This is a genomic window from Salinicola peritrichatus (genome assembly GCF_003206715.1).
GTDB lineage: Bacteria > Pseudomonadota > Gammaproteobacteria > Pseudomonadales > Halomonadaceae > Salinicola > Salinicola peritrichatus.
The window spans coordinates 13,603-38,531 of the sequence record NZ_PZJU01000075.1; the positions used below are offsets into that span (position 1 = coordinate 13,603).

21 protein-coding genes and 1 pseudogene are annotated in these 24,929 nt (G+C 63.2%); 11 read left to right on the plus strand and 11 right to left on the minus strand.

Annotation, left to right across the window (positions count from 1 at the left end):
• Position 1 precedes the first annotated feature (1 nt).
• The gene (locus DOM57_RS20320; RefSeq protein ID WP_110651169.1) at positions 2-430 is read right to left on the minus strand and encodes a GNAT family N-acetyltransferase; all 429 of its coding nucleotides are present in this window, start codon (positions 428-430) and stop codon (positions 2-4) included.
• Positions 423-1,664 carry a hypothetical protein gene (locus DOM57_RS20325; RefSeq protein WP_204353051.1) on the minus strand — a complete coding sequence of 414 codons (1,242 nt, stop codon included), beginning with the start codon at positions 1,662-1,664 and terminating at the stop codon, positions 423-425. Before DOM57_RS20325 ends, DOM57_RS20320 begins: the two co-directional genes overlap by 8 nt.
• Before the next feature lie 169 nt (positions 1,665-1,833).
• On the opposite strand from DOM57_RS20325, the gene DOM57_RS20330 reads away from it, so the two are divergent.
• The 3 genes from DOM57_RS20330 to DOM57_RS20340 all read left to right on the plus strand — a co-directional run bounded on the left by DOM57_RS20330 (position 1,834) and on the right by DOM57_RS20340 (position 6,549).
• Entirely contained in the window at positions 1,834-2,601 is a 768-nt protein-coding gene (locus DOM57_RS20330) for an ATP-binding cassette domain-containing protein (RefSeq protein ID WP_110651171.1), read from the plus strand.
• A 163-nt stretch (positions 2,602-2,764) separates the two neighbouring features.
• Entirely contained in the window at positions 2,765-4,537 is a 1,773-nt protein-coding gene (locus DOM57_RS20335; RefSeq protein ID WP_110651172.1) for an MFS transporter, read from the plus strand.
• Positions 4,534-6,549 (plus strand): RecQ family ATP-dependent DNA helicase, encoded by a 2,016-nt coding sequence (locus DOM57_RS20340; RefSeq protein WP_110651174.1) that lies wholly within the window; start codon positions 4,534-4,536, stop codon positions 6,547-6,549. Before DOM57_RS20335 ends, DOM57_RS20340 begins: the two co-directional genes overlap by 4 nt.
• 46 nt (positions 6,550-6,595) lie before the next feature.
• On the opposite strand, the gene DOM57_RS20345 is transcribed toward DOM57_RS20340, so the two are convergent.
• Positions 6,596-7,756, minus strand: a complete 1,161-nt coding sequence (locus DOM57_RS20345; RefSeq protein ID WP_239496350.1) for a zinc-dependent alcohol dehydrogenase family protein — start codon at positions 7,754-7,756, stop codon at positions 6,596-6,598.
• Positions 7,757-8,191: 435 nt separating this feature from the next.
• On the opposite strand from DOM57_RS20345, the gene DOM57_RS22480 reads away from it, so the two are divergent.
• From DOM57_RS22480 to fhuB, 4 genes and pseudogenes are all read left to right on the plus strand, one after another.
• Positions 8,192-8,683 (plus strand): TonB-dependent receptor plug domain-containing protein, encoded by a 492-nt coding sequence (locus tag DOM57_RS22480; protein WP_239496351.1) that lies wholly within the window; start codon positions 8,192-8,194, stop codon positions 8,681-8,683.
• Positions 8,620-10,218: pseudogene (locus DOM57_RS20350) on the plus strand (TonB-dependent siderophore receptor). The gene DOM57_RS22480 and the pseudogene DOM57_RS20350 overlap by 64 nt, the downstream one beginning before the upstream one ends.
• A 115-nt stretch (positions 10,219-10,333) precedes the next feature.
• Positions 10,334-11,233 carry an ABC transporter substrate-binding protein gene (locus tag DOM57_RS20355; RefSeq protein ID WP_162619616.1) on the plus strand — a complete coding sequence of 300 codons (900 nt, stop codon included), beginning with the start codon at positions 10,334-10,336 and terminating at the stop codon, positions 11,231-11,233.
• Positions 11,226-13,211, plus strand: a complete 1,986-nt coding sequence (gene fhuB / locus DOM57_RS20360; protein ID WP_110651181.1) for a Fe(3+)-hydroxamate ABC transporter permease FhuB — start codon at positions 11,226-11,228, stop codon at positions 13,209-13,211. Before DOM57_RS20355 ends, fhuB begins: the two co-directional genes overlap by 8 nt.
• A gap of 21 nt (positions 13,212-13,232) precedes the next feature.
• Here the strand turns inward: fhuB and DOM57_RS20365 are convergent, their stop codons facing one another.
• Together DOM57_RS20365 and DOM57_RS20370 are read right to left on the minus strand one after the other, a co-directional pair.
• Positions 13,233-14,918, minus strand: a complete 1,686-nt coding sequence (locus DOM57_RS20365; protein WP_110651183.1) for a multidrug ABC transporter permease/ATP-binding protein — start codon at positions 14,916-14,918, stop codon at positions 13,233-13,235.
• Between the two features lie 105 nt (positions 14,919-15,023).
• Positions 15,024-15,935 (minus strand): LysR family transcriptional regulator, encoded by a 912-nt coding sequence (locus tag DOM57_RS20370; protein ID WP_110651185.1) that lies wholly within the window; start codon positions 15,933-15,935, stop codon positions 15,024-15,026.
• 200 nt (positions 15,936-16,135) lie between these two features.
• On the opposite strand from DOM57_RS20370, the gene DOM57_RS20375 reads away from it, so the two are divergent.
• The 3 genes from DOM57_RS20375 (at position 16,136) to DOM57_RS20385 (ending at position 18,803) form a co-directional block, all read left to right on the plus strand.
• A complete protein-coding gene (locus DOM57_RS20375; protein WP_110651187.1) occupies positions 16,136-17,155 on the plus strand; it encodes a zinc-dependent alcohol dehydrogenase family protein in 1,020 nt (339 codons plus the stop codon).
• Positions 17,156-17,247: 92 nt separating this feature from the next.
• Positions 17,248-18,123 carry an AEC family transporter gene (locus DOM57_RS20380; RefSeq protein ID WP_110651189.1) on the plus strand — a complete coding sequence of 292 codons (876 nt, stop codon included), beginning with the start codon at positions 17,248-17,250 and terminating at the stop codon, positions 18,121-18,123.
• A gap of 146 nt (positions 18,124-18,269) precedes the next feature.
• Complete coding sequence (locus DOM57_RS20385) at positions 18,270-18,803, plus strand: PRC-barrel domain-containing protein (RefSeq protein WP_110651191.1); 534 nt, start codon at positions 18,270-18,272, stop codon at positions 18,801-18,803.
• Positions 18,804-18,936: 133 nt separating this feature from the next.
• Here the strand turns inward: DOM57_RS20385 and DOM57_RS20390 are convergent, their stop codons facing one another.
• The 3 genes from DOM57_RS20390 to DOM57_RS20400 all read right to left on the minus strand — a co-directional run bounded on the left by DOM57_RS20390 (position 18,937) and on the right by DOM57_RS20400 (position 21,745).
• The gene (locus tag DOM57_RS20390; RefSeq protein WP_110651193.1) at positions 18,937-19,320 is read right to left on the minus strand and encodes a DUF4168 domain-containing protein; all 384 of its coding nucleotides are present in this window, start codon (positions 19,318-19,320) and stop codon (positions 18,937-18,939) included.
• 156 nt (positions 19,321-19,476) lie between these two features.
• The gene (locus DOM57_RS20395) at positions 19,477-20,772 is read right to left on the minus strand and encodes a pyridoxal phosphate-dependent aminotransferase (RefSeq protein ID WP_110651195.1); all 1,296 of its coding nucleotides are present in this window, start codon (positions 20,770-20,772) and stop codon (positions 19,477-19,479) included.
• Positions 20,773-20,827: 55 nt separating this feature from the next.
• Positions 20,828-21,745 carry a MurR/RpiR family transcriptional regulator gene (locus DOM57_RS20400; RefSeq protein ID WP_110651197.1) on the minus strand — a complete coding sequence of 306 codons (918 nt, stop codon included), beginning with the start codon at positions 21,743-21,745 and terminating at the stop codon, positions 20,828-20,830.
• A 175-nt stretch (positions 21,746-21,920) separates the two neighbouring features.
• Here DOM57_RS20400 and DOM57_RS20405 point away from each other — a divergent pair, with 175 nt between their 5' ends.
• Positions 21,921-22,376 carry a DUF4174 domain-containing protein gene (locus DOM57_RS20405; RefSeq protein ID WP_239496352.1) on the plus strand — a complete coding sequence of 152 codons (456 nt, stop codon included), beginning with the start codon at positions 21,921-21,923 and terminating at the stop codon, positions 22,374-22,376.
• A gap of 64 nt (positions 22,377-22,440) precedes the next feature.
• Here DOM57_RS20405 and DOM57_RS20410 read toward each other — a convergent pair whose 3' ends face one another.
• The 3 genes from DOM57_RS20410 to DOM57_RS20420 are packed head-to-tail and all read right to left on the minus strand — an operon-like array spanning position 22,441 to position 24,835.
• Positions 22,441-23,373 carry a 5-oxoprolinase subunit C family protein gene (locus DOM57_RS20410; protein WP_110651199.1) on the minus strand — a complete coding sequence of 311 codons (933 nt, stop codon included), beginning with the start codon at positions 23,371-23,373 and terminating at the stop codon, positions 22,441-22,443.
• Positions 23,370-24,086, minus strand: coding sequence for a 5-oxoprolinase subunit PxpB (gene pxpB, locus DOM57_RS20415; protein ID WP_110651201.1), 717 nt, complete (start codon positions 24,084-24,086; stop codon positions 23,370-23,372). Before pxpB ends, DOM57_RS20410 begins: the two co-directional genes overlap by 4 nt.
• A complete protein-coding gene (locus DOM57_RS20420) occupies positions 24,083-24,835 on the minus strand; it encodes a 5-oxoprolinase subunit PxpA (protein ID WP_110651203.1) in 753 nt (250 codons plus the stop codon). Before DOM57_RS20420 ends, pxpB begins: the two co-directional genes overlap by 4 nt.
• Positions 24,836-24,929: the final 94 nt, after the last annotated feature.

Here is a 24,929-nt window from a genome sequence, read left to right on the forward strand (position 1 = left end):
ATCAGAGTGGAGCGGGTTTTGGATACCACGCCATGCCGATGGCATAAGGGGCGGTGGGCGCGAACCCGAACTGGGCGTAAAGCCGATGCGCTTCACCGTCGGCGAGCAAGCTGACCAATGCGTTGTCCGGCGCTTCGCGCAGGAGGTAGTCGCGGATCTCGCGCATGATCCGTTTGCCCAGGCCGCGTCCCTGATATGCCGGTTTCACCGCGATGTCGACGACTTGGTAGAAACAGCCGCCATCGCCGACGACCCGACCCATGCCCACGCTCTCGCCGTCGTGGATTACCTGTACCGCGAACAGGCTGTTGGGCAGTGCACGGGCGGCACCGGCGACACTGCGGCTATGCATGCCGGCCTCCCGCCGCAGGGCCATGTAGGTATCGATATCGGGCGGTTCGAAGATCAGCGTGTAGGGATCGTCATTCATGTCGGCTTGTCGGTTCGGCGGCGGAAGAAGCGACCATCATGCCACTGCTTGCCATGTCGCCGCTCCCCGCCCGCTGTCTTGCGGCCAGCCAGCGCGGCATCCTCGATGTCACTTTCAACAGTGGCACGAGCAGCCACAGCAGCGGCGCGACGATCCAGCGATAGACGAACCGGGCCACGATCAACAGCGGCAGCAGCACCAGCGTCCAGATCAGGAACTGCCCCAGCCATACCGGCCAACCGAGCCATTCGGCGATGTTGGCGCCCAGGGCGCTGACGAGACTCGGATGGCGCGCCACCACGTAGGCGGTGCCGGCAATCGCGGTCACCTTGGCCGCGCGGGACAGGTTGGCAAAACGGCCGCCGCCAGCCAGTGCGCCACGCCCGGCGCTCCGCGCGCCCTGTCCCTCGACGGCGACGCCCGCGCGAATGCCACGGCCGGCGCGCAGCACCTTGACGGCGCTGGTCATCACCAGCAGGTCGACGCCGGCCCAGCCGATATCGGCAACGCCAATCGGTTCGCCGCGTCGCCACTGGCGCTCCAGGTCGCGCATGCCGCTGGTGAAGAAGTCGCCGATGTCGCTGACGAGCCGTTCGCTCTGCAGCCACTGCACCTGACCATCGCCATCGACAACGAACTGATCGAGAAAGTCGTGGCCTTCCCTCTGCAGAATGGCGATGGCGATTTGACCACGGCGTTCGGGCGTCAACGTCGCCGGTTCGACTTCGGTGCCCTCGGTAACCTTTGCCCCGGCGTCATCGGGCTCGCTCCGCGGCGCCTCCGAGGAGGCTTTACCCTCGTCGTCGCCCCACCAGCGGTCGAGCTGCTCGCTCGCCTGGCGGTAGCGCTCACCCAGCCAATGCCGGGCGCGCAACGTGGCGATATCGTGGTCGCGGTAGTAGACCACCGGCAACACCGCATCCGCGCCGAAGCGTGCCAGCACCTGCTGGAAAGCGGGATCGAAGCCGTAATCGATAAGCGCTTCGCGGGCCAGATCGCCGTGATTGAGAATCGCCAGCCGTGCGTTCATCCAGAGCCTTGGATCGTCGGCGTAGCCAAGAAACACGGCATTGATCGCGGGCGACTCCTCGGCCAGCGCGTCCGCCAGCGACGGCAGTACGCGTTGCGTTTCCAGCTTTACCAGCCGCGGCGCGAAGGGCTCGTGGGAGGCAACGGCGGCGAGTACGCCGGCGGCGGCCAACGCCACGATCAGGATCGACAACCAGACTTTCATGCGTTTCCCGCTCCGTTGCGCTGTTGAGGCCTGATGCTGCCGAACGCGAGCCCGGCGAGACTGGTGTAATCGATAAAAGCCGACAACTGCCTTTGATAACCGTTCGTATTTGAATTAGGATGGCTGTCCATCTTGCGTGTCCTTCATTCGTTGCGAGGTTGCCCCGGCTATGTTCGAAGTCCAATCGGCGAGCTTCGAGATCGCGGGCCAGACACTACTCTCCCCCATCGATTTCACCTTCGGTGAAGGCCGGATCTACGGCCTGATCGGACACAACGGTTCCGGCAAGTCTACGCTGTTGAAGCTGCTCGCCCAGCAGCAGCCGGTCAGTCACGGCAGCATCCGGCTCGACGGTCGCCCATTGGAACAGTGGAAACCGCGCGAGTTCGCCCGCCACGTCGCCTATCTGCCGCAGCATTTGCCCAGCGCCGAAAACCTCACCTGCCGCGAGCTGATCGGTTTCGGCCGCTATCCGTGGCACGGCCTGCTGGGCCGGCTCAATCGCCACGATCACCAGCAGATCGAGCGCGCCATCGCCCTGACCCATACCGAAGCCTTCGCCGACCGCCTGGTCGATACGCTTTCCGGTGGCGAGCGCCAGCGGGTGTGGCTGGCCATGCTGCTGGCCCAGGGCAGCCGCTATCTGCTGCTGGACGAACCGTTGGCGGCGCTGGATATCGCCCATCAGGTGGAAGTCCTCGCGCTGGTACGCAAACTCTGCCACGAGCTGGGTCTCGGCGTGATCATCGTGCTGCACGATGTCAATATGGCTGCCCGTTACTGCGACCATCTGGTCGCGCTGCACAGCGGCAGACTGCTCGCCGAAGGTCCGCCCGCCAGCATGATGAGCGATACCACGCTGGAAGCCATCTACGGTATCCCCATGCGGGTCATGAACCATCCCGCCGACGAGTGCCCCATCGCCGTGCTGCAGTGATTTCGTCGTCGCGTCCCGCCGGCGAGAGGCATAGCGTTGCCGCATGTGGCTTGCCTATCGTCGATAGCACTGGACGCTCGGGTTCAGAGTCAGGATGCTAACGATTAGCGCCGAGTCGATGTAAAAGGCGCAATCCGATCCGCCTCCTGTCCGCGAGCTTGTCATGCTGCAACCCGTTTCCCGCCAGAGTGATCTGACCCTCGAATCCGAACAGACGCCGCCACGCCCGGCGGACGTCAGCACCTTCGCGCCCCTGGGGGTGCCCGCCTTCCGCATGATCTGGATTGCCAACCTGTTCGCCAACCTCGGCGTATGGGCGCAGTCGGTCGCGGCGGCCTGGGTGGTGACCTCGAACGACGGCGGCGCGGTGCTGGTGGCGATGATCCAGGTCGCCGCCGCCCTGCCGCTGGTGCTGATGTCGATCGTCACCGGCGTCATCGCGGACAACTACGATCGGCGCAAGGTGATGCTGTTCGGCTTGAGCATCGAAGTTCTGGGCGGCGCCTTCATCACCCTGGTGGCGTTCTTGAATCTGCTCAGCCCGCTCCTGCTGATCGCTTCGATATTCTGCGTGTCCATCGGCGCCGCGATCACCACCCCGGCATGGCAGGCGGCGGTCAACGAACAGGTGCCGCGCAACCTGGTCAGCAGCGCGGTACTGCTCAACAGCGTCAACTACAACGCCGCTCGCGCCATCGGCCCGGCGATCGGCGGCCTGCTGCTCGCCGCCGTCGGCCCGGCATGGATCTTCCTGCTCAACGTGATCTGTTTCTGCGGCCTGATCACGGCATTGTGGCGTTGGCGCCGGGCGGTACTGCCGAAATCGCTGCCGCCGGAGCGAATCTGGGAAGGCGTCAAGGCGGCGCTGCATTTCGTGCAGTATTCCAGCGTGACCCGACTGGTGATGCTGCGCTCGTTCATCTTCGGCATCTCCGCCAGCGCCATCTGGGCACTGCTGCCGCTGCTGGCACACCAGCATCCCAGCGGTAGCGCCTCGCTCTACGGCTACATGCTCGGCGGCCTGGGAATCGGCGCCATCGCCGGCAGTACGCTGGTCAATCGCGCTCGCCAGCGACTCGGCAGCAGCCGCCTGATCAGCATCGCCGCCATGGTGCTGGGGCTGGTGATGCTGACGCTCGGCGGGCTCGACACGCTGTGGATGCTGTTTCCGGCATTGATCATCGGCGGTAGCTGCTGGATCGCCGCCGTGGCGTCCTACAACTCCTCGGTGCAGATCCTGGTGCCGGACTGGGTCAAGGCGCGCGCCCTGGCGCTCTATCAGACGGCGCTCTATGCCGGCCTGACGCTGGGCTCGCTGCTGTGGGGTCAGTTGGCCGACGGCCTCGGCGTGCAGATGGCGCTGCTGCTCGCCGGCGCCCTGCTGCTCGTCTCCGCGCTGCTGCTGTTGCCGTCCAGGCTGCCGGACCTGGACGCCAGCGGCCTGGTGGAAGCGCCCGAGGCGCACACCGAAAACCCCGACTTCGATTTCGACCCGGCGCGCGGCTCGGTCATGGTGACCATCGAATACCGCATCGACACCGAGCATCTGCGGGAATTCGCCCGCGCCGTGCGCCCGTTGCGCAAGCTGCGCCTGCGCAACGGCGCCAAGCGCTGGTCGCTCTACCGCGACGTGGTCGATCGCGAGCTGTGGCAGGAAGTCTTCCTCGTGCCCAACTGGCTGCAGCACTTGCGCATGCTCGACCGCCTGACCCTGGCCGACCGCGCGATCATCGACCGGGTGACCGCGCTGCACGGCGGAACCGAACCGCCACGCGTCCGCCATGGTGTCAGCTATCGCTCCTCGCGCCATGCCCAGCCCGCGCTGATCCCCAACCAGACCGAGCCGCCGGCGGAAACACCGCCGCCGGCTCGTTCCCTCGATTCCAAGGCTTCCAGTCTCGACCTGAACCATCGCCGTGCCAAGGAGAACCCATGACGGACATCACCGCCGCCCGGCAGACGTTGCGCCATGTGTTCGGTTTCGACGACTTTCGCGGCGGCCAGGGCGCGGTCGTCGAGCGGGTGATCGCCGGCCGCTCGACCGCTGCCATCTTCGCCACCGGCGCCGGCAAATCGCTCTGTTATCAACTGCCGGCGCTGCATCTGCCGCATCTGACGCTGGTCGTCTCGCCGTTGCTGGCGTTGATGCAGGATCAGCTCGCGTTCCTGCAGCGCCACGACGTGGCCGCCGCCAGCATCGACTCGACCCAGGATCGCGACACCACCCGCGAGATCATGGAGCGCGCGCGCCGCGGCGAACTGAAGATCCTGATGGTCTCGGTGGAGCGCCTCAAGAACGAACGTTTTCGCCATTTCCTGCGCCAGGTCGCCATCTCGCTGCTGGTGGTCGACGAAGCCCACTGCATCTCGGAATGGGGCCACAACTTTCGCCCTGACTATCTCAAGCTGCCGGATTATCAGCGGGAATTCGCCATTCCCCAGGCACTGCTGCTGACGGCCACCGCGACGCCGGCGGTGATCGCCGACATGCGCGAGAAGTTCGCCATTGCCGAAACCGACGTCATTACCACCGGCTTCTACCGTCCCAACCTGGAGCTGCTGGTACGCCCGGTGCCGGCCAGCGAACGCGTGGCGGCATTGATAGACTGGCTCGCGCCGCAGCAGCAACCCGGCGCCGAGGCGTCGACGATCGTCTACGTCACCCTGCAGCAGACGGCGGAAACGGTGGCCAAGGCACTCGCCAACCAGGGGCTGTCGGCGCGCGCCTACCATGCCGGGCTCGACAGCGAGACGCGCGAGGCGATCCAGCACGGCTTCATGCGCGGCGAGATTCCCTGCATCGTGGCGACCATCGCCTTCGGCATGGGCATCGACAAGGGCGACATCCGCAACGTGGTGCACTTCGATCTACCCAAGTCGATCGAGAACTACAGCCAGGAGATTGGGCGCGCCGGCCGCGACGGCCTGCCTTCGCGCTGTCTGACGCTGGCCGGTCGCGATGGCCTGCGCGTGCTGGAGAACTTCGTCTACGGCGACACTCCGGAACGCGAGGGCATTCGCCACGTGCTCGAGGAGATCGCCGCGGCGGGACGCCAGCCGGACCGCCAATGGGCGGTGCTGCTCAACACGCTCTCCCGCGACAGCAACGTGCGCCTGCTACCGCTGAAGACGTTGCTGGTGCATCTCGAAATGCAAGGCGTGATCGCCCCGCGCTACGCCTTCCTGGCGGATTACCGGCTGCGCTACGTGGAAGACCCCGACGCGCTGATCGCCCGCTTCGAGGGCGAACGGGCCGAATTCGTGCGACTCATCGTCGACAACGTTCCCGTGGCGCGCACCTGGGGCACGGTGGATTTCGAGCGTCTCTACCGCGCCGGCGTGGATGCAGAAATCAATGCCTCGCGCTCACGCCTCATCACCGCATTGGAATATTTCCAGGACAAAGGCTGGGTCGTGCTCGAGGGCAAGCGCATGACCGATGTCTACGAGGTCCGCCGGCCCGGGTTCGATGTCGACGCGCTGACCGACGAGCTGTACGCGGCGTGCCAGGTGCGTGAACGCGCCGAGATCGGGCGGCTTCATGACATGCTCGCGCTGTTCGAATCCGAGACCTGTTTGACGTACCGCCTGGCGGCTTATTTCGGCGACGACACCATCGGAATGAACCCAAAATGCGGGCACTGCTCGGTCTGCCATGGCCGGATCGCACACTTGCCCGACGCCCCACCACTGCCACCGCTGACGGATGCCGATTTCATCCGCGATGCCTTGCCGTTTATCGAACGCCATCGGGAGCAACTCGGCAGCGAACCCGGCGCCCAGCGCATCACCCACTTTCTGTGCGGCCTGCCGATGCCGGTATTCACGCCGCTCAAGGCGCGCCAGCTATCGGGCTTCGGAGCTTATGAGCAGCGCCCTTATGCCGAAGTCAAACGATGGGTCGAGACCATAGCGAAGGTGCATGGTCCCGACGTGTCACAACCATGAAGTGTCATATCACGATAGAGAAAACGGGCAGGACCGGCATCCGCTGTCAGGCACTGATCAGCACCTTCATGGTCTTTTCGCGCGCGGCGTTGGCAAAGACTTCATAGGCATCGAGAATATCGTCCAGCTTGAAACGATGGGTAATCAACTGGGCCGGATCGACCTTGCCCGACTGCAGGATATTCAACAGCATCGGCGTGGTATTGGTGTTCACCAGCCCCATCGAGATGTTGATGTTCTTTATCCAAAGCTCTTCGATGTGGAGTTCGACCGGCTTGCCGTGCACGCCCACGTTGGCGATCGAACCACCGGCGGAGACGATCTTCTGGCAGGTATCGAAGGTCGCCGGCACGCCGACCGCTTCGATGGCCACGTCGACGCCCCGGCCGTCGGTCAGCTTCATGATCTCGCTCACGACGTCGTCTTTGCCGACCTGGAAAGTGTGGGTCGCACCAAACTTCACGGCGCTGGCCAGCCGGTTCTCGTCCATGTCGACCATGATGATGCGACCCGGCGAATGGAATTGCGCGGTCAGCAGGACCGACATGCCCACCGGACCGGCACCGACGATGGCGATAGTGTCTCCGGGCTTCACGTGGCCGTACTGCACGCCGATCTCGAAGCCGGTCGGCATGATGTCCGACAGCATCACCAGCGCGTCTTCGTCGGCGTCTGCGGGGATCGGATACAGCGAGTTGTCGGCATGGGGAATGCGGACGTATTCGGCCTGGGTGCCGTCGATCAGGTGACCGAGAATCCAGCCTCCGTCCTCACAGTGGGCATACAACTGCCGCTTGCAGTTGGAACAGGCGCCACAGGAGGTCACGCAGGAAATCAGGACATGATCGCCCTTGTTGAAATTCTTCACCGCATCGCCGACCTCTTCGACGATGCCGACACCTTCATGACCGAGCGTCAGTCCCTCGGGCACTTCCGGCGTATCACCCTTGAGGATGTGCAGGTCGGTGCCGCAGATCGTCGTCTTGGTGATCTTGACGATAACATCGGTCGGCTTTTGCAGCGTAGGCTTCGGTTTTTCGATCCAGCCTTTCTGACCCGGGCCCTGAAAGACAAGCGCTTTCATTGTGCTCCCCCCTTCCATTCGACGCTTCCCAGACAGACGGCCCATCCGCCCCTGGTTGATTGCAGAATAGTTCGCCGCCGCCCCACTCGGAAGGTGAGATGACGTGGCACTTTGCCGCGCCACGAATCGAATTCTCACCGCCATGACTAGCCGAGGCTTCCAGCTCCATGCCTAAACCTGCCAGCCGAAACTGGCGTAGAGCCGTTGGATGTGCCTGGTCGGATGTCCGACCTGCAGTGGGCAGGTTGTCGAATTGGACGAACGCTGGGTACCTGCGGTTGCGTTGGGATGAGAAGTCGGGCATCCTCAATCGCGAATAACAATAATTATCATTCATATACTAAAAATCAATCTAACGGGCTCTTCATGGGAAATCGACGATTGCCACTTCCTCCTTTGCGCCGGCGACTACTGAGCATTGCCATCGCCAACGTCTGCACCACGCTTGTCGCCATACCCGCTACCACACTAGCCCAGGACACCACGACACAGTCATCGCCTTCGGATAGCGACGAACGTTCGACTGCCCTCCCCACATTCACGATAACGGACGAGGCCATGCTCGACTCAACGACCGAAGGCACCGATTCCTTTACCGCCCAGCGCACGACCATCGGGCTGGCCGAAAAGGAGATCAAGGAGATCCCGCAGTCGGTCAGTGTGTTGACCCGCGAGCGACTCGACGACCAGAACCTGACCTCGCTCAAAGAAGCAATGGAACATACTACCGGTGTCTCGGTGCAATCCTACGGCCCCAACCAATACCAGTTGCGCTCTCGCGGCTACGACATTGACTCGATGATGCTCGATGGGAGCCGTGTCGAGGCACCCTCGGCGGCGCTCTCCAACAGCGGACTCTACGACACCGCGCTTTACGACCGTATCGAGGTCATGCGTGGCCCACCGGCATTCTCAAGGGCAGCGGCGAGCCCAGTGGCACCATCAATCTGGTACGCAAACGCGCGCAACGCGATTTCGGCCTCGACATGTCGCTGTCGGGGGGCAGTTGGGACCACTACCGCAGCACGCTCGACGTCACCGGTCCGCTGAACAAGAGCGGCAGTCTGCGTGGGCGTGTGGTGGGCGTCTACGAAGACCAGGATTCGTTCGTCGACAAAGTGTACGCCAGAGACTACATCGGCTACGGCACGCTGGAATACGATTTTACGCCGGACACCACACTGTCGGCCGGTATCTCTCGGCAGGTCGGCCATTCGCGGCCTTACTCGGGCCTGCCCGTATCCAGCGATGGCGACCTCTTCGATGTCGACCGTTCGACCTATCTCGGCTCGGACTGGGATAGCTCCCATTCGGACGCCACCCGATACTTCGCCGAGTTGGAGCATCATCTCGATAATGGGGGTATTTTTACGATCAAGGCCAACCAGATCGAGACGTACCGCATGAACAAGACCAGCAGTGAGAGCGCCCTGGTTCTTGACGAAAATACCGGCGCGATTGCAACTCGTAACAATAAATGGAGTGATGAATCGAAGAGTAAGTCGCTGGATACAAGACTGACCACACCTTTCTCGCTGTTGGGCGCTGAACACAGCGCGACGCTAGGGGCCAGCTACTACAAGACCGAAGATCGCACCCCTTACGCTTACGGCGCAGGAAACTACCTGGGCCAGTACTCGCTGCAAAACCTCTACGACCCCGTCGACCTGCCCGAACCCGAAGACTTCGACCTGTTTCCCGGCTGGGTGAGTTCCGACCTTCGCCAGAAGAGCATTTACGGCCAGACCGACTTGAACATTACGCCGCGTTTCACTTTCGTTGCCGGCGGCCGCGTCGACTGGTACGAGATTGATTCCAGCAGGTATGAAGAGGGTTCCGGCGGAGCCAACGACCATGACACGGGGCGCGAGTTCGTACCTTATGCCGGTGTGATATACCGATTGACGCCAAGCATCAATCTCTACACCAGTTATACGGAGATATTCCAACCGCAGACCGAACAGACCGTCGACGGCGATCTGCTCAAACCTCGCACCGGCAAGCAGGTCGAGGCTGGTATAAAGGGCGGCTCCCCCAACGGTTCATTCAATTGGCATCTTGCAGTCTTCAAGATCAAGGACAAGGATCGTGCCTATGCGGATGCGGATAACATCGGTTATTACGTCGCCATTGGCGAGAGTCAAAGCAAGGGCTTCGAGGCGGAAATCTCCGGCAGTCCGCTACCACGTTGGGATCTTGCCGCTGGCTATACCTACACCGATGTCGATTACAAGGATGACCTGGACACCGCCACGATCCCGGTCATTTACGATCCACGCCACGCCTTCAACCTGTAGACACGCTATCGTTTCTCCGACGACATCGACCATGGCTGGCAAGTCGGCGGTGGCGTCGATGTAGTCAGCCGAACCTATGCCGACGACGGCGATACCCAGTGGATCCAGGGTGGGTATACCCTGCTATCGGCCAAGCTCGGTTATCGCTTCAACCGCCATTTCGATGTGAGTCTCAACGGCAACAACCTGACCGACAAGAAATACTACGCCACCGTCCGGGGAAGTTCCCGTCACAACTATTATGGCGAGCCTAGAAACGTCACCCTGACCATGAATTACAGCTATTGAGGGATCGTCAGGCTATGCCACTCGATCCCGATATCGCCTACTTTCTCGACATCATCGGTTCCTCCGACATCGAGTGGACATTGTTCGCTTATCGAATCTCCGGCCAGGAAACACCGTGACCATTCGCCCCGCCGTCTCTCAGCGACTGTTGATCCACTTGCTTGCCGGATTGCTACTTATGACGATGGTAATGATCGCACCGCCACCCGCCAGGGCCAGTCAGGCACACCCCATCGTCGCCCTAGATCAAGCGATCGCCGAAACGTTGCTCGAACTAGGCATCGCCCCGGTCATGATCAGCCAACGCGATTATTTCGATTTCTGGACGGACGACGCCTACGACGCCTCCCAGTTGATCGAGGTCGGCCAACCGCTGCCAAATATTGAACTTCTGCGGCAGGTGTCGCCGCGGCAGATCCTGCTCGCGCCCTGGCAAGCGGCTGTCGCCTCGCAACTCGATGCCGTCGCACCGATCGAAATCGTCGATGACTATCCCTATTCCAGCGAGGGCGATATCTGGATACATCTGCTCGCTTTCACCCGGCAGCTCGGCCAGCAAGTCGGTCGCCCACAGGCGGCAGCACATCTGATTCAGCAAACCGAGACACACCTCGATGCCCTGCGCAACAAGGCAATGGATGAGGATATGCCGCTACTGATCGTGCAACTCATGGACCAGCGACATGTCCGCGTGTTTGGCGGACATAGTCTGCCGCAGGGCGTGCTGCAACGGCTGGGCTTGCACAACGCCTGGCATGGCGCGACCAATCAGTGGGGCTATGCACTGGTCGGTATCGACTCTTTGTTCGATATCGAGGCCCGCCTGGTGGTGATCCGCGATCCTTTCCCCATTGGCATCGAGCAGAGCCTGGCACAGAACGGCCTCTGGCGTCATCTGCCCAGCGTCAAGCGCGGCGACGTCATCACGCTGACCCATGCTTTCTGGTTCGCCGGTGGGTTGCCTTCCGCCCGTCGTTTCGCCGACGCTCTAGTCGAGGCCCTTGACGATGACTAGCCGATCCTTGGCATGGCTGCCCCCCGCTGGCATCTGTCTACTGCTGGGACTACCTCTGCTATGGCTGGTCGGCTCGGCTCTGGCTGTCCATGGCGATATCCTCGACACGTTGCGAACATTAGCCACCCCTGCGCCAACGGCAATCGATCGGTTGCTGCTGTACTACGCCTGGTGGCCGCGTTTCGTCATGGCGCTGTTGGCCGGCGCGGGACTCGCCGTGGCAGGAGTGCTGATGCAGCAGGTGCTCCGCAATCCGCTGGCGTCACCGACCACGCTGGGTGTCGCTTCAGGCGCCAACCTGGCGCTGATGGCAAGCACCCTGCTGGCGCCTGGACTGCTCGCCATCGGACGCGAGTGGATCGCTCTGGCCGGTGGTGGTGCCGCCGTGGGATTGACGTTTCTGCTAAGCTGGCGGCGCGGCTTGGCGCCGACAGTGATCGTACTCGCTGGGCTAGTGGTCAATCTCTATCTGGGCGCCCTGAGTACCGTCTTGCTGCTGTTCCACCACGAGTCGCTCAACCGTTTGCTGATCTGGAGCGCCGGCTCACTGGTCCAGAACGGTTGGGACGATGTCGCCATGCTGTGGCCTCGCCTGCTGTTCGCCATGCTGACAGCGATGGCGCTGCTTCGACCCTTGCGCTTGCTGGAGTTGGACGACGCCAACATGCGTAGCCTTGGCGTGCCTCTGAAATACCTGCGCCTGGCTGGCCTTGGGCTCGCGGTAGCTCTGACAGGCAGTATCGTCAGCGTCATCGGCGTGATCGGTTTCATCGGCCTGGCCGCCCCCAACATCATCGCCCTAGCTGGCGGTCGCACACTCGTCCAACGACTGTTCTGGTCACCTCTGCTCGGCGCCTTGCTGTTGGCATTGACCGACCAACTTCTACAGCGAGTCGGCGGCGACTATTTGGCGACACTGGTTCCCACCGGGGCCATCACCAGCCTACTGGGCGCACCGCTGCTATTGTGGTTGATCCCCCGTCTGCGAATGACGGGGAACCGGCCACGGGACACAACGCCCCTTGCCGGATACCGGCACCTCGACCTGAAGGCAACATCCTGGCTGCCGTTCCTCCTGGCATCGATCGTCGTCGTGGCGCTGCTGCTCGGGCAGGGAGTCGATGGCTGGTACTGGCTGAATCCCACGCAATGGCCGTTCATCGAAGGCCGTCTGAATCGTCTGCTCGCCGCTGCCAGCAGTGGCGTCATGCTGGCGGTGTCCGGCACGGTACTGCAGCGTTTGTCCGCCAACCCCATGGCCAGCCCCGAAGTATTGGGGATTAGCGGCGGCAGTGCCATTGCCGTGATTCTGGGCATCTATCTGCTGCCCGCGCCATCCTCGCCGATGTTGGCTGGCGTGGGCACCCTGGGTGCCTGTCTTACTCTGGGACTATTGCTCGCCCTGACGCGACGGCGCGATTACGCGCCAGGGCAATTGCTGTTGGCAGGTGTCGCCATTGGCGCATTGTTCAACGCAGTGAGTAGCATCATCCTGGTCAGCGGCGATCCCCGCACTCAGCAGGTACTCGCCTGGATCACCGGCTCAACCTACTACGCGACGCCGTCCCAAGCTCTCCTACTGTCCGCGCTGGCCTGCTTGGCGACGCTGCTCGCCTGCCGTTTCAATCACTGGCTGGATATCCTGCCGCTGGGTGGCGGTATCGCCCAGGCCATCGGTATCGATGTGAAACTCGCCCGCTTATCGCTGCTGCTGCTGGTCGCGGCCATGACTGCCAGCGCCACATTAATTGTCGGCCCGCTGTCGTTCATCGGCCTGCTCGCTCCGCACCTGGCGCGCATGCTGGGATTTACGCGGGCCCTTCACCACCTGCTGGGCGCCGCGCTGTTAGGGGCCCTGCTGATGATCGTTGCCGACTGGCTGGGACGCCAATTGTTGTTCCCCAACGAAATACCAGCGGGTACCGCCGCTTCGCTGATCGGCGGTGCCTATTTCATGTTGCGATTGCGTCGACTTTGAGACGAGGTATCCGCCAGACGGTTACGAGATTCTTTCCACCGCGTCGCGGCTGGCCAGATCGCGCTCTTCGCCAGTGAGTTCACGCAGTCGGCCGTCGCGCATTTCCAGCAGGCGATCCGCGTGAGCGAAGTAGTGGTCGTCGTGGCTGATAGCGAAAACGGTGATGCCGAGTTCGCGGAAACGCGGCATCAGTTCGCGATAGAAGGCGCGCCGGAATTGCGGATCCTGATCCGCCGCCCATTCGTCGAGCAACAAGATCTGGCGCTGCTCGACCAGCGCCATCAGCAGCGCCAGGCGCTTGCGCTGCCCCTGGGAGAGTTCGGTATCCAGCACCCGGCCGTCCTCGAGCCGGAGCTTCTTCGCCAGTTGCAGCGTCTCGAGCCAGTTGTCGAGCAGCGCGGGATCGGCACTGCCACCGCGTGGCCCCATCAACCGGTCGAACTGGTGGAAGTCGGTGTAAACCGCCGAAAAGCGCTGACGGTAACGATGCCAATCCGCCTCGCCGACGGCCTCGCCGTCGATGCGAATCTCGCCGCCATGCGGCCGATAGAGCCCGGTCAGCAGCTTGGCCAGGGTCGACTTGCCGCTGCCGTTGCCGCCGATCAGATAGACCTGCTCGCCCCGCTCGAGACGCAGATTGATCGGGCCTATTTCGAAACCCATACGTTCAAAACCCTCGCGGCCGGTCTTGGCCGGATAGCGATAGGTGATGTCGCGCAATTCCAACGTCTGCCACTCGCCGTGATCGTCGACCAGATCGAAATCCTCGCGGTACGGCGCCAGCGACAGTTCGCGCAGCTTGTCGAACGAGACCTGCGCCGTGATCAGCGTCGGCGTCGCCCCCACAGCCTGAATCAGCGGCGAGCGCAGGAACAGCAGGGTCAGCGAGAAGGTCGCGGCCACCGCGGTATTCGACCAGCCGAGCCCGTTGGCGAGAAAGAACACCACGCCGATGGCACCGAGCATCATGATGTTGGTCCAGTTGCCCGCGCTCAGATGATAGGTGTCGGCACGAATGATGTGGTCGCGATAGGTTCGGGCATCGACACCATAGACCGCTTCCAGCAGATGGCGCGCGCGGTCGCGGTTGAGTCTCAACTCCTTGCGTCCGTGGATGACGGTCTCGTATGCCCGATAGAGCCGGTCGTCCGCTTCCCGCGTGATGCGAATATGGTGGTAGACCTTGGAAACCAGCCACCACCCCACCAGCATGGTGATGGCGATCCACACCGCCGTCACCAGCAACAGCGGTGGCGAGAGCCAGAACAGGTAAGCCACCGACGCCAGCGTGATGATCACGCCCTGGACCAGCTCCGGCAGACGCACGAAAGCGATGGTGATGTTGCGAATGTCGCTGGAGAGACTCGCCAGCAGGTGCGCGCTGCCCAGCTGTTCCAGGCGTTCGACGTCGGTATCGAGGATGCGCTTGACCAACCTCTCACGCAGGCGGTAGACGAAGTGATGGCCCAGCGTGGTCAGCGCCAACTGCGAACCCAGCGTCACCGCCAGCAGCAGCATGACCAGGCCGATGAACGGCAGCAGCGTCGTCATCGCACCGATTTCTATCGGCTGCGGACCGGTGACGATCAGATAGTGATTGATGAAGGCGATCACCCCGATACCCAGCACCGCACTCAGCAGGCTGAGCAGCATGACGCCGACGAATGGCCAGCGATAGTGACGAAAGACGACGCGCAGTAGTTCCATTCGGATCCCGTAGACTGCGATATGGCTCGCCCGGGACGTCGAGCGAGAAGAGCGGAGACGCGAATGATTCTAACCTTCACCAGCGAAGTCAAGCGACGCCGGTACTCAAGCTTCCTCGTCCGAGAACATCATCTGGATGCGGGAACGCAACCAGCGCTCGGCCGGGTCATTGTCGTAGACGCTCTGCCACACCATGCTCAACGGGGCCGGCGGGCGCTCCAGCGGCAGTTCGTCGACCCGCAACCCCCCCTGGGCCGCCAGCACGTCGGCGGCATAGTCCGGCACGGTTGCGACCATGTCGGTATTCTGCAGTAGCGACGCCAGGCTGTTGAACTGCGGTACCGCCAGCACGATCCGTCGCTTGCGGTCGAGTGCCGCCAGCAGGTCGTCGACGTAACCGTTGAGATCGCCGTCGAACGAGACCAGCGCGTGGGGACGCTGGCAATAGTCATCGAGCGTCAGCGCTCCCGGACGTCCATCGGCACGCAGCACCTTGGCGTGGGTCCGACGCAGCACACGCTGCTTGGCGTTGGCGGGCAGATCGCGAGCATAACCCGCGGCAACCGTGATTTCGCGCGTATTGAGCAGTTGCGGCATGAGATGGAAGTCGGCACGGCGGACGACCAGCACGATGCCCGGCGCCTCACTGCGCAGCCGCTTGAGCAGAGCCGGCAGCAGCGCGAATTCGACGTCGTCGCTGAACCCGACCCGGAACACGGCCTCGCTGGTCGCCGGATCGAAACTGCTGGTTCGGCTCAACACGTTGGAAATGGCATCCAGCGCGGGTTGCAGCTGTTCGTAGATCTCCTGGGCGCGGGCGGTGGGCACCATCTGGCGCCCGGTACGCACCAGCAGAGGATCGCCAAAGACGTCTCTCAAACGGGCAAGCGCCGCGCTGGTCGCCGGCTGGCCGAGAAACAGGCGCTCGGCCGCCCGCGAGACGCTACGCTCTTGCATCAAGGTTTCGAACACGACCAGCAGCTTGAAATCGACGCCGCGCAGGTCACTACGATTCATTAACGGCTCGCTCTTCCCTGTCGAGTGGCGGCGCCCGCCCGACCGCGTTCAGCGTACACCAAGCGCGATCGTCCTCGGGAAACCTTGCGGGCGCCATATCGATACGGGTTATATCCGGTATCGATTTGCAAACATAGTGTTTGTCACTTATCGCCGATAGAGTCAAAGACCGGTATCGGAATCTCCGAGGTACGTACACCATGTCACGCGCAATACAATTTCAACGATTTGGCGACGCCGACGTGCTCGAAGTCATCGAGCGCCAGCCGACCTCGCCCGCCGCTGACGAAGTGCTGATCGCCACCGAGGCGATAGGCGTCAACTGGCATGACGTGCTGTGGCGGCGCGGCATGAGTTCGACCAGGGCTACCCTGCCGGCCGGTATGGGCAGCGAGCTGGCGGGGAGCGTGATCGAGGTCGGCTCCGGTGTCAGCGATTTTGCACCCGGCGACCGCGTTGCGTCGATTCCTGCCTTCGATCCCAACCGCTACGCGACCTACGCCGAACGGGCGCTGTTGCCGGTAACGTCGCTGATTCGTTATCCCGACTGTCTGACGCCAGCCGAAGCGGGCGTCCATTATGTGCCGTCGCTGATCAGCTGGCTCGGCTTTCGCGAAGTCGCCGACCTGCAACCCGGGGAGACGGTACTAATCACCGGCGCCTGTCACATCGGCGGTCCCTATGCGGTTCAGGTCGCCCGCGCCTTCGGTGCACGAGTCATCGCCGCCACGCCCCATGAAAGCGCTGTCGACTATCTCGAGTCACTGGGCGCCGACGCCGTGATCCATACCGAAACCCAGGACCTGGTGAAGCGCGTCGACAAGCTGACCGACCATCGGGGGGTCGACGTGGTCCTGGATGCGCTGGGCGGCCCGCAAATGAGCCTGTTGGGCGAGGTCCTGGCGACCCGTGGCCGCCTGATTCTCTACGGCATGCTGGGCGGCAACGAGACTTCGTTCCCGGCCCAGGCGGCCTTCCGCAAGAATATCCAGTTTCATGTCCACTGCCTGTCCAATTTCAGCGGCAAGCCGGAACTGGGCATCCCCCAAAATCGTCCGGCACTCGACCGCGCCATTGCCGGTGTCGACCGGCTCACACGACGCGGCGAACTCAAGCCGCAGATCGATCATCGTTTTGGATTCGATGAAATCGTCGAGGCACACCGCTATCTGGAGACATGCGCCAATCATCACGGCCGGATCGTGGTGGAGATGACCTGACGGATCGCAGTCACGGATATTGCCAGTGACCTGACCGATTGACGACAATAGGCGTTTGCACTTTCGTCGCAATCGCGCTCTGGGGATACCGAATGCTCGCTCAACTGTTCGCCGTCATGGCTCCGGTACTGGTCGGCGCGGGCATCGGTTTCGGCTGGATTCGCCGTGGGCTCTCCTATCCGACCGAGTTCGTGACCAAGCTGGTGTTCAATATCGGCACGCCGGCGCTGGTCATCGCCTCGCTGTCGAATGCCGAGGTGGACCCCGACGACTTCGGTCGTACCCTGGCCGCGACGTTCATCGTCCTGGCGGGGATGGCACTGGCCAGCTTCGGTGTCGCCCGGCTGCTGGGCAAGTCGTGGCGCGTCATCATCTCACCGATGATGTATCCCAACGCCGGCAACATGGGCCTGCCGGTATCGCTCTATGCCTTCGGTCACTACGGTTTCACCTTCGCCATGACCGCCTGGGTCGCGAATGCGCTGATCCAGTTCACCGTCGGCATGATGATGGCTTCCCGCGGCAATCCCTGGAAGTCCCTGGCGCGCAATCCCACGCTTTACAGCATCGCCATTTCGCTGGCCTTGTTGCTGACCGGCACGCCCCTGCCCGCCTGGCTGAACAACTCCGTCCATCTGCTCTCCGGCCTGACGATTCCGCTCATGCTGATCACCCTCGGCGTGTCGCTGGCCAGCATCCAGGTGCGCAATCTGTCGTCCGGCTTCGTCTTCACGCTCTGCCGTGTCCCGATCGCGCTGGGGCTCTCCTTCGGCGTCGCTCACTTGCTGAGTCTGCCGCCGGTCGCCGCCAGTGCCGTCGCCCTGCAGATGAGCATGCCGGTGGCGGTCTACAACTATCTGTTCGCGCAGCGTTCCCGCCAGGAACCGGAATACGTGGCCAGCCTGGTGTTCTGCTCGACGCTGCTGGCTTTCATCTACCTGCCGCTCGAACTCGCTTTCATGCTGTGATTCCGGTCAACGGCGAGCCAGGCCTGGCTTGAAAAAGCCGCCCGAGCAACTACATTACACATTGTAATCTTAAAAAAATTAATGGATTACAGCTATTTGCATAAAACGGACACCACGCAATGGAGCCGCGAGGCAAGGAGACACAGATGCGTAACCTGTCATGGAAGCAGACATTCGGCGCCGCTGCGCTGATAGTGGGGACGACAACGATGTCCCAGGCCGCCCTGGCCCAGGATGAGAACCAGGATGTGCAAGGGCTCTACTCCGCCGATGAACTGATGGACGCGGACGTCTATCTGAAGAGTTCGCCGGACGAGGATGTCGGCGATGTCGAGGATATCCTGCTGGGCGAGGACATGTCCGTTCAGGCACTGGTGGTCGAGGCCGGCGGCGTACTCGACATGGGCGACAAGGAGTTCGTCGTCAAGCAAGGCAATTTCCGCGTCGAGACCAGCCAGGACGATAATCTCGATACCATCCGCTATCGCGTCGTCCTCGACCTCGATCGCGACTCGCTGAAACAGCAGCCGGCCTACAACAACGACTGGTGGCAACAGGCCAAGACTCAGGCCGCCGGTGCCTGGGAAAATACCAAGCAGGGTGCCGCCAGCGCGTGGCAGGGCACCAAGGATGCCACGTCCGACCTGCTGCGCGACGCCAGCAATGCCATCAATAACTGAATCGACGTCGTAACCTCTCACCAGGAGCGATTGACGACGTTGCGCCTGGAATGGGGAGCGAAAAAAGCAAGCGAAAAAAAACCGCCGACTCNNGAGTCGGCGGTTTTTGTCACCAGTCAAACAGCGCAATGCATCACTGCTGCTGTTGCTGAACCATGCCCTGTACCCGCTGCATCAGAGCCGGATCCTGCTGGATCGCCTGGCCGATCGAATTGAACTGCTCGACGCTCATGCCACTATCCTGGACGGCCTGGACCATCTCATCGTTGGCTTGCTGACGAATCTTCTGCTGCTCACCTTCGTCGGAGGCATTCTGCAACTGCTCGGTGTAATCCTGGGAAATCGAGGCGATGTCCTGGGATGCATCGGCGAACTGCTGGAGCTGCTCATCGGAAAAATCCCGAGCGGGCGCCTGGGCCTGGGAACCGCTATCGGCTGCGTCCTGAGCCATGACCGGTGCGCTGACGAGCCCCGTTGTCATCATTGCGGCCGCGAGAAAAGCGGTGATCCTTTGCATGGTACCTCCAATTTCGGTTTTTGCGTATGCCCTCGTGGGATGCCGCCAGTAGCGAAGAGTTCCCATAAAAATGTTTCGCTGGGCAATTTAATGTTGCCTTAATCAACCTGGCCGATACAAAGACCCGGTTATCACGAGGATTTTCGACATCGGCCATCAGGGTAACCAGTCGACCATCGCCTGGATCCCCTCGCGGACCCGCTCGAGTGCCGGTAGCGACATCGGTGCCTCGAAACGCTGCGGCTGGTGCACGAGCAGTTCGGCGCCATCGAAGTCGACGTAGGCCAACCGTGCCGTCAGTTGTGAAGGATCGCAGCCGAACGCGCTGCCCGGCAGCAGGGCGACGCCGGTGTCGGCCAGTAGCCGCGCGGTCAATTCGGCGCTGGTCGTGATGCCACGCTCGGCGAGTCGATCACGGAAGGCTTCGAAATCGGGGAACAGATAAAAGCCGCCATCGGGTCGATGGGTATGCACCCCTGCCGCGTCGAGACGCGCGGCGCACCAGTGCCCGACAACGGCGAGCCACTCCCGCTGGCGTTCCAGGTAAGCGTTCAGCGCTGGCGTCATCCGGTAGGCGACACAGGCGGCTTCCTGAACCGGACTCGCCACGCTCGACCAGGTTTCGGAGGCGATGCCGAGCAGACGCGCCAACAGCTCGTCACCCAGCGCGCGCGGCACATGCATGACACCGAGACGCCAGCCACCGGCGCCACACCATTTCGACAATCCGCTGGTGGTGACCGTGCCTTCCGGATAGTCGCGCGCGAAGGCGCGGTGCGAGCCGTCATGATCCAGCGGCCCGTAGATCTCGTCGGCCAGCACGACCACGCCATGGCGACGCGCCACCTCGGCCAACTCGGCCTGCAGTGCCGGGTCCGGAGAGAGGCCGGTGGGGTTGCCGGGCGCGTTGAGAATCAGCAACCGGGTTCGCTTTCCGCCCTGACGGCAGTGCGCGTCGAGCTGCGCCGGGGTGATCTGCCAGCGGGTGTCGAAACTCGCCGCCAACTTGACCGCGCTCTGCCCGGCCAGGCGCGCCTGGGGCGCGTAGGAGACCCAGGCCGGCGCGGGAATCAGGATTTCCGCCGCCGGCAGCGCCTTGATCAAGGCAAACAGCAACAGCTTGCTGCCCGGACCGATCAGCACCCGTTCGGCTTCCCACTCGGTGCCATCCAGCTCGCGGTGGAAAGCCGCCACCCGCTCGCGTAGCGCCGGTAGCCCCTGTACCGGCAGGTAGGCCTTGCTGGCGGCGTGTTCGGCCAAGGCTTCCACGGCCGGGCCGTAAACCGGGAACGGCGACTGGCCGAAGCCGAACTTGACGATCCGCTCGCCCTTCGACTCGCGCAGTCGCGACTGTTCGTTGATCAGCAAGGTGTCGGAGGCCGGCGTGGCACTGGCGTCGGCGCGATAGTCACGATTCAGCAGCTCGGCTGCGAGCCCATGTGAAGCGTTCATGACGAGATGACTCCTGAGTAACGTGGGGCGCGGGACAAGGCGCCAACGAGACGGATCATTCGATCCGCCAGCGGGCGATCAGGGCTTCACGACGTCGGATCGACGACACGGCGTCGCCGCCCATGTCGTGGGCCATACGGGACAACAGCATTTCGATCAACACGAACAGGCTGCTCATGGGATTGAAAAAGAACGGGCCCTGGGCCGAGGCCAGCAGAGTCAGATCCGTCATCTCCGCCAAACGGGCGGAGGCATGATTGGTCAAGGCGAGCAGTTGTGCGCCCTGCTCCAGCGCTTGCTGGCAGTAGTCGACGCTGATCCGGGTCTCCGGCCGGTAGCTGATGCCCACCACCAGATCGCCCTCGCCCAGCTCACGGCCGGTTTCCAGGTTGCTGCCACCGAGAGAATCGATGAGTCGTACGTCGCTGCGCAGGTAACCCAGGTAATAGGCGAGATAGTGAGCGCCGGCGAAACAGGCTCGCTGCCCGACCACATGCACGCGGCGCGCCGCGATCAGCGCCTCGGTGGCACGCGCCAGCATGGCATCGTCCAGGCCCTCGGCGGTGCGCGAGAGATTGTTCATCTCCTCCTGCCACAGGGTCTGCTGCTGCGAGGCCCGTACGCCACCGCTCGGCATCTGTCCCAGATCGAGCAGACGCTCGGCGCGGGTCGAGTAGAATTCGCCACTGGTCGCATCGGCACGGAACAGCGCCTGCAGGGACTTGAATCCGGCAAGCCCCAGCGCATGCGCCAGCCGCGTCAGACTCGAGGCATTGACGCCATGACGTTCGGCCAGTGCCGAGATGCTCAGGGTCGCTGCCAGATCCGGCGCGGCCAGCAATTGTTCGAGCAGCTTCAGCCCGCCGGGCGTGAGCTTGGGCGCCTGACTCTCGCCGCGACGGGCAGCGATGGCCAGCGCCTGCAGTGAAGCGATGGATGTCGGCGGCATGTCGAATCCGTTGTGATCGGCCATGACCTGTCCTCCGTATGAATACCCTTAGATTAGGCTTACCCTCCCATTTCTGCAAATTATTTTGCAGAAATGAAAATTCCACCCACCCTCATGACACGCTACCCTGAACCCAACGCATCGATCGACGGTCGAATTCCCCCGATTTCGATCGATTTTCACTGTCAGGGACAAAACCATGAAACATTGGCTGATGGCCGGCGCGCTACTCGCCGGCACGCTTTTCGTGCTCGGCGCTCAAGCGCAAGCGCAGGAAGGCGGCAATCCCGCCAACCCACTGATCACGGACAAAGGGCGGTTCCGTCCGCTGATCGTGGTCACGCCGAGTGCCCAGGAACCGGCCTACCGGCACCTCAGGCAGCAACTCGACGAGACGCAGGCGCAGTTCGAGCAAAGGGAGATGTTGCTCTATACCGTCGAAGGCAGCGAGGGAACGCGCCACGGCCAGCCGATGACCCGCTACGAAACGGCGGCACTGCTCGACGCGCTAGACGTCGACCCCAGCCAGGGCGTGACGACGATTCTGGTCGGCAAGGATGGCGGCAAGAAGGTACAGCAGCGCGGCGGGGTCGAACTCCAGCAGATCTACGACACCATCGACCGCATGCCGATGCGGCAAGGCGGCGATGGCTGAAGGCGATGGCTAAAATAGAAGGTGATCCTGCCGGCCGAGAATCGACCGGGCCGGCTTCAGTGGCTCATCGCCACCGATCGAGCTGGCGCCGATTCGCTTTGCTGGCTTGCCAGGGCGTCACCGCCTGGAGCCGAATGGCGCTTCCCGGCATGCATTGGGCCAATCGCGTGCAGGCCAGCGGCGTCAAGGCGCCGAGCCGGGGGTAGCCGCCGACGGTCTGGCGGTCGTTGAGCAGGAGGATCGGCTGGCCATCCGGTGGCACCTGGACCGCGCCCAGTGGAATGCCTTCCGAAATCATGCCGCCGAGCCCGCAGCGCAGCACTGGCCCGGTCAGACGTACGCCCATGCGATCGGCACGACTATCCACCCGCCACGGCTGGTTGAAGGCCGCGAATAGACTGGCGCCGTCGAAGTGGGCGATTTGCGCTCCCGCGACCAGCTCGAGCGTCGTTTCCTCATCGGGTAGCGACAGACTCACGGGCAATTCCCGCGCTTCGGGCGTCGCCCCCCGCCAGCCGATGCGATCGCCGACTCCGAGCGCCCGCCCTTGTCCATCGAGCCCACCCAGCTGTTCGCGCATCACGCTGGAAAGGCTGCCCATGAACGGCTCGGCATCGATACCGCCCGGCACCGCCAAATAGGCACGCAGGCCCGCCACCGGCTGGCCGAAGGTCAAGCGCTGCCCCGCCTCGATCATGAAGCTGGCGCCGGGGGCAAGCGGCTGGCCGTCCAGCTCGGCGCCGAGGTCGGCACCGGCCAGCGCCAATCGCGTCGTCGCCTCGGCCTTGAGCGCCAACCCGCCGATGGCGATCTCGATCCCCGCCGCATCGGGCGCGTTGCCGAGCAGCCAGTTGGCCCAGCCCAGCGAGACCCAGTCGAGCGCGCCGCCCTGCGTCACGCCCAGGTGACGCACGCCGAAACGACCGCCATCCTCGACCAGGGCCAGCGGCCCGGTGCGTTCGACGACCAGTCCGGCCGGTTGCGATGAGGAGTTCATCCGCGCTCCTCCATGGGCGTTGGATCGCCGCCCTGCTCGATGAAGGCTTCGCGGCCGATCGCCTCGAAACGCACCCGGTCCCCCGGCCGAAACAGGCTGATCTCTTCACGCTGGCGATCGAACAGCTTGACCGCGGTGCGTCCGAGGATGTTCCAGCCGCCCGGCGAGCGCATGGGGTAGATCGCGGTCTGGCGCTCGGCGATGCCGACGCTGCCCGCCGGCACCTTCTGCCGGGGCGTTTTCAGGCGGGGAGTGGCCAGCGCCTCCTCCACCAGCCCCATGAAGGCGTAGCCCGGGGCGAACCCGAGCGCGAAGGCGCAGTAATCCCGCGCGCAGTGGCGACGCACGATCTCTTCCGGCTCGACGCCGAGCCGCTCGGCGATCCTGGGCAGTTCGGGGCCGACGCTGTCGTCATACCAGACCGGAATGACATGCTCGCGCCCGGCGCCGGACGACGCCGGCTCGAGGCCATCGAGCGCCTCCCGCGCCAGCTCTCGCGCCGCCGCGTGATCGAGCCGCACGACATCGTAGTGCACCAGCAGCGTGGTATAGGACGGCACCAGATCGATCAACGCATCACCGAAATGCTGGCGCAGCGCGGCGTCGGCGGCCAGAATCCACGGCATGTGGGCCTCACTGATGGCATCGAACAGACGCACCATCAGCGCGTCCATGGCGACCGTCTCGAATCGGGGACGGGGAGAATCGCTCATGCGTCGTCCAGCGCCTGGAAGGCTTCGCGGATGGCCTTGACCGCGGCCACCGACTCGGCGTTGTCGCCATGCACGCAGAGCGTGTCCGCCGGCAGCCGCAGCGCGCTACCATCGCCGGCCGTCAGCGCCTCGCCCTTGGCCAGCGCCACGGCCTGATCGACGATGGCGTCGCGATCGTGATGAACCGCACCCGGCAGGCGGCGCGAAACCAGATGCCCTTCGGCGTCGTAGGCGCGGTCGGCGAAGGTCTCGAACCACAGCGTCACGCCCATCTCATTGGCCAATTCGCGTATGGGCTGGGGATTGGCGGTGGACATCACCAGCAAAGGCAGCTTGCGGTCGTAGCGCACCACCGCGCGCATGGCGGCACGCAACAACTCCAGGTCCTTCGCCATGTCGTTGTAAAGCGCGCCATGCGGCTTGACGTAGCTGACCTGTGTGCCCTCGGCGCGGCAGAAAGCCTCCAGCGCGCCGATCTGGTAAAGCATCAGGTTCTCGACCTCCTGCGGCGAACAGGCCATCGAGCGGCGACCGAAACCGACCAGGTCGGGGTAGCCGGGGTGGGCACCGACCCTGACGTCGTTGGCCACTGCCAGTGCCACGGTCTTGCGCATCACGTCGGGATCGGAGGCATGAAAGCCGCAGGCGATATTGGCGCAATCGACATAGGGCATGGCCTGAACGTCCAGGCCCAGCGCCCAGTTGCCGAAACTTTCGCCCATGTCGCAGTTGAGTAGGGGCACAGGCATCGGAGCACCTCGTATCGTTGTTGTCTGCATTGTTGTCTCTATCGGTTCTGGCACTTTAAGAAAACGTTGTCCAAAGGGTCCAATCGTTTTTCGC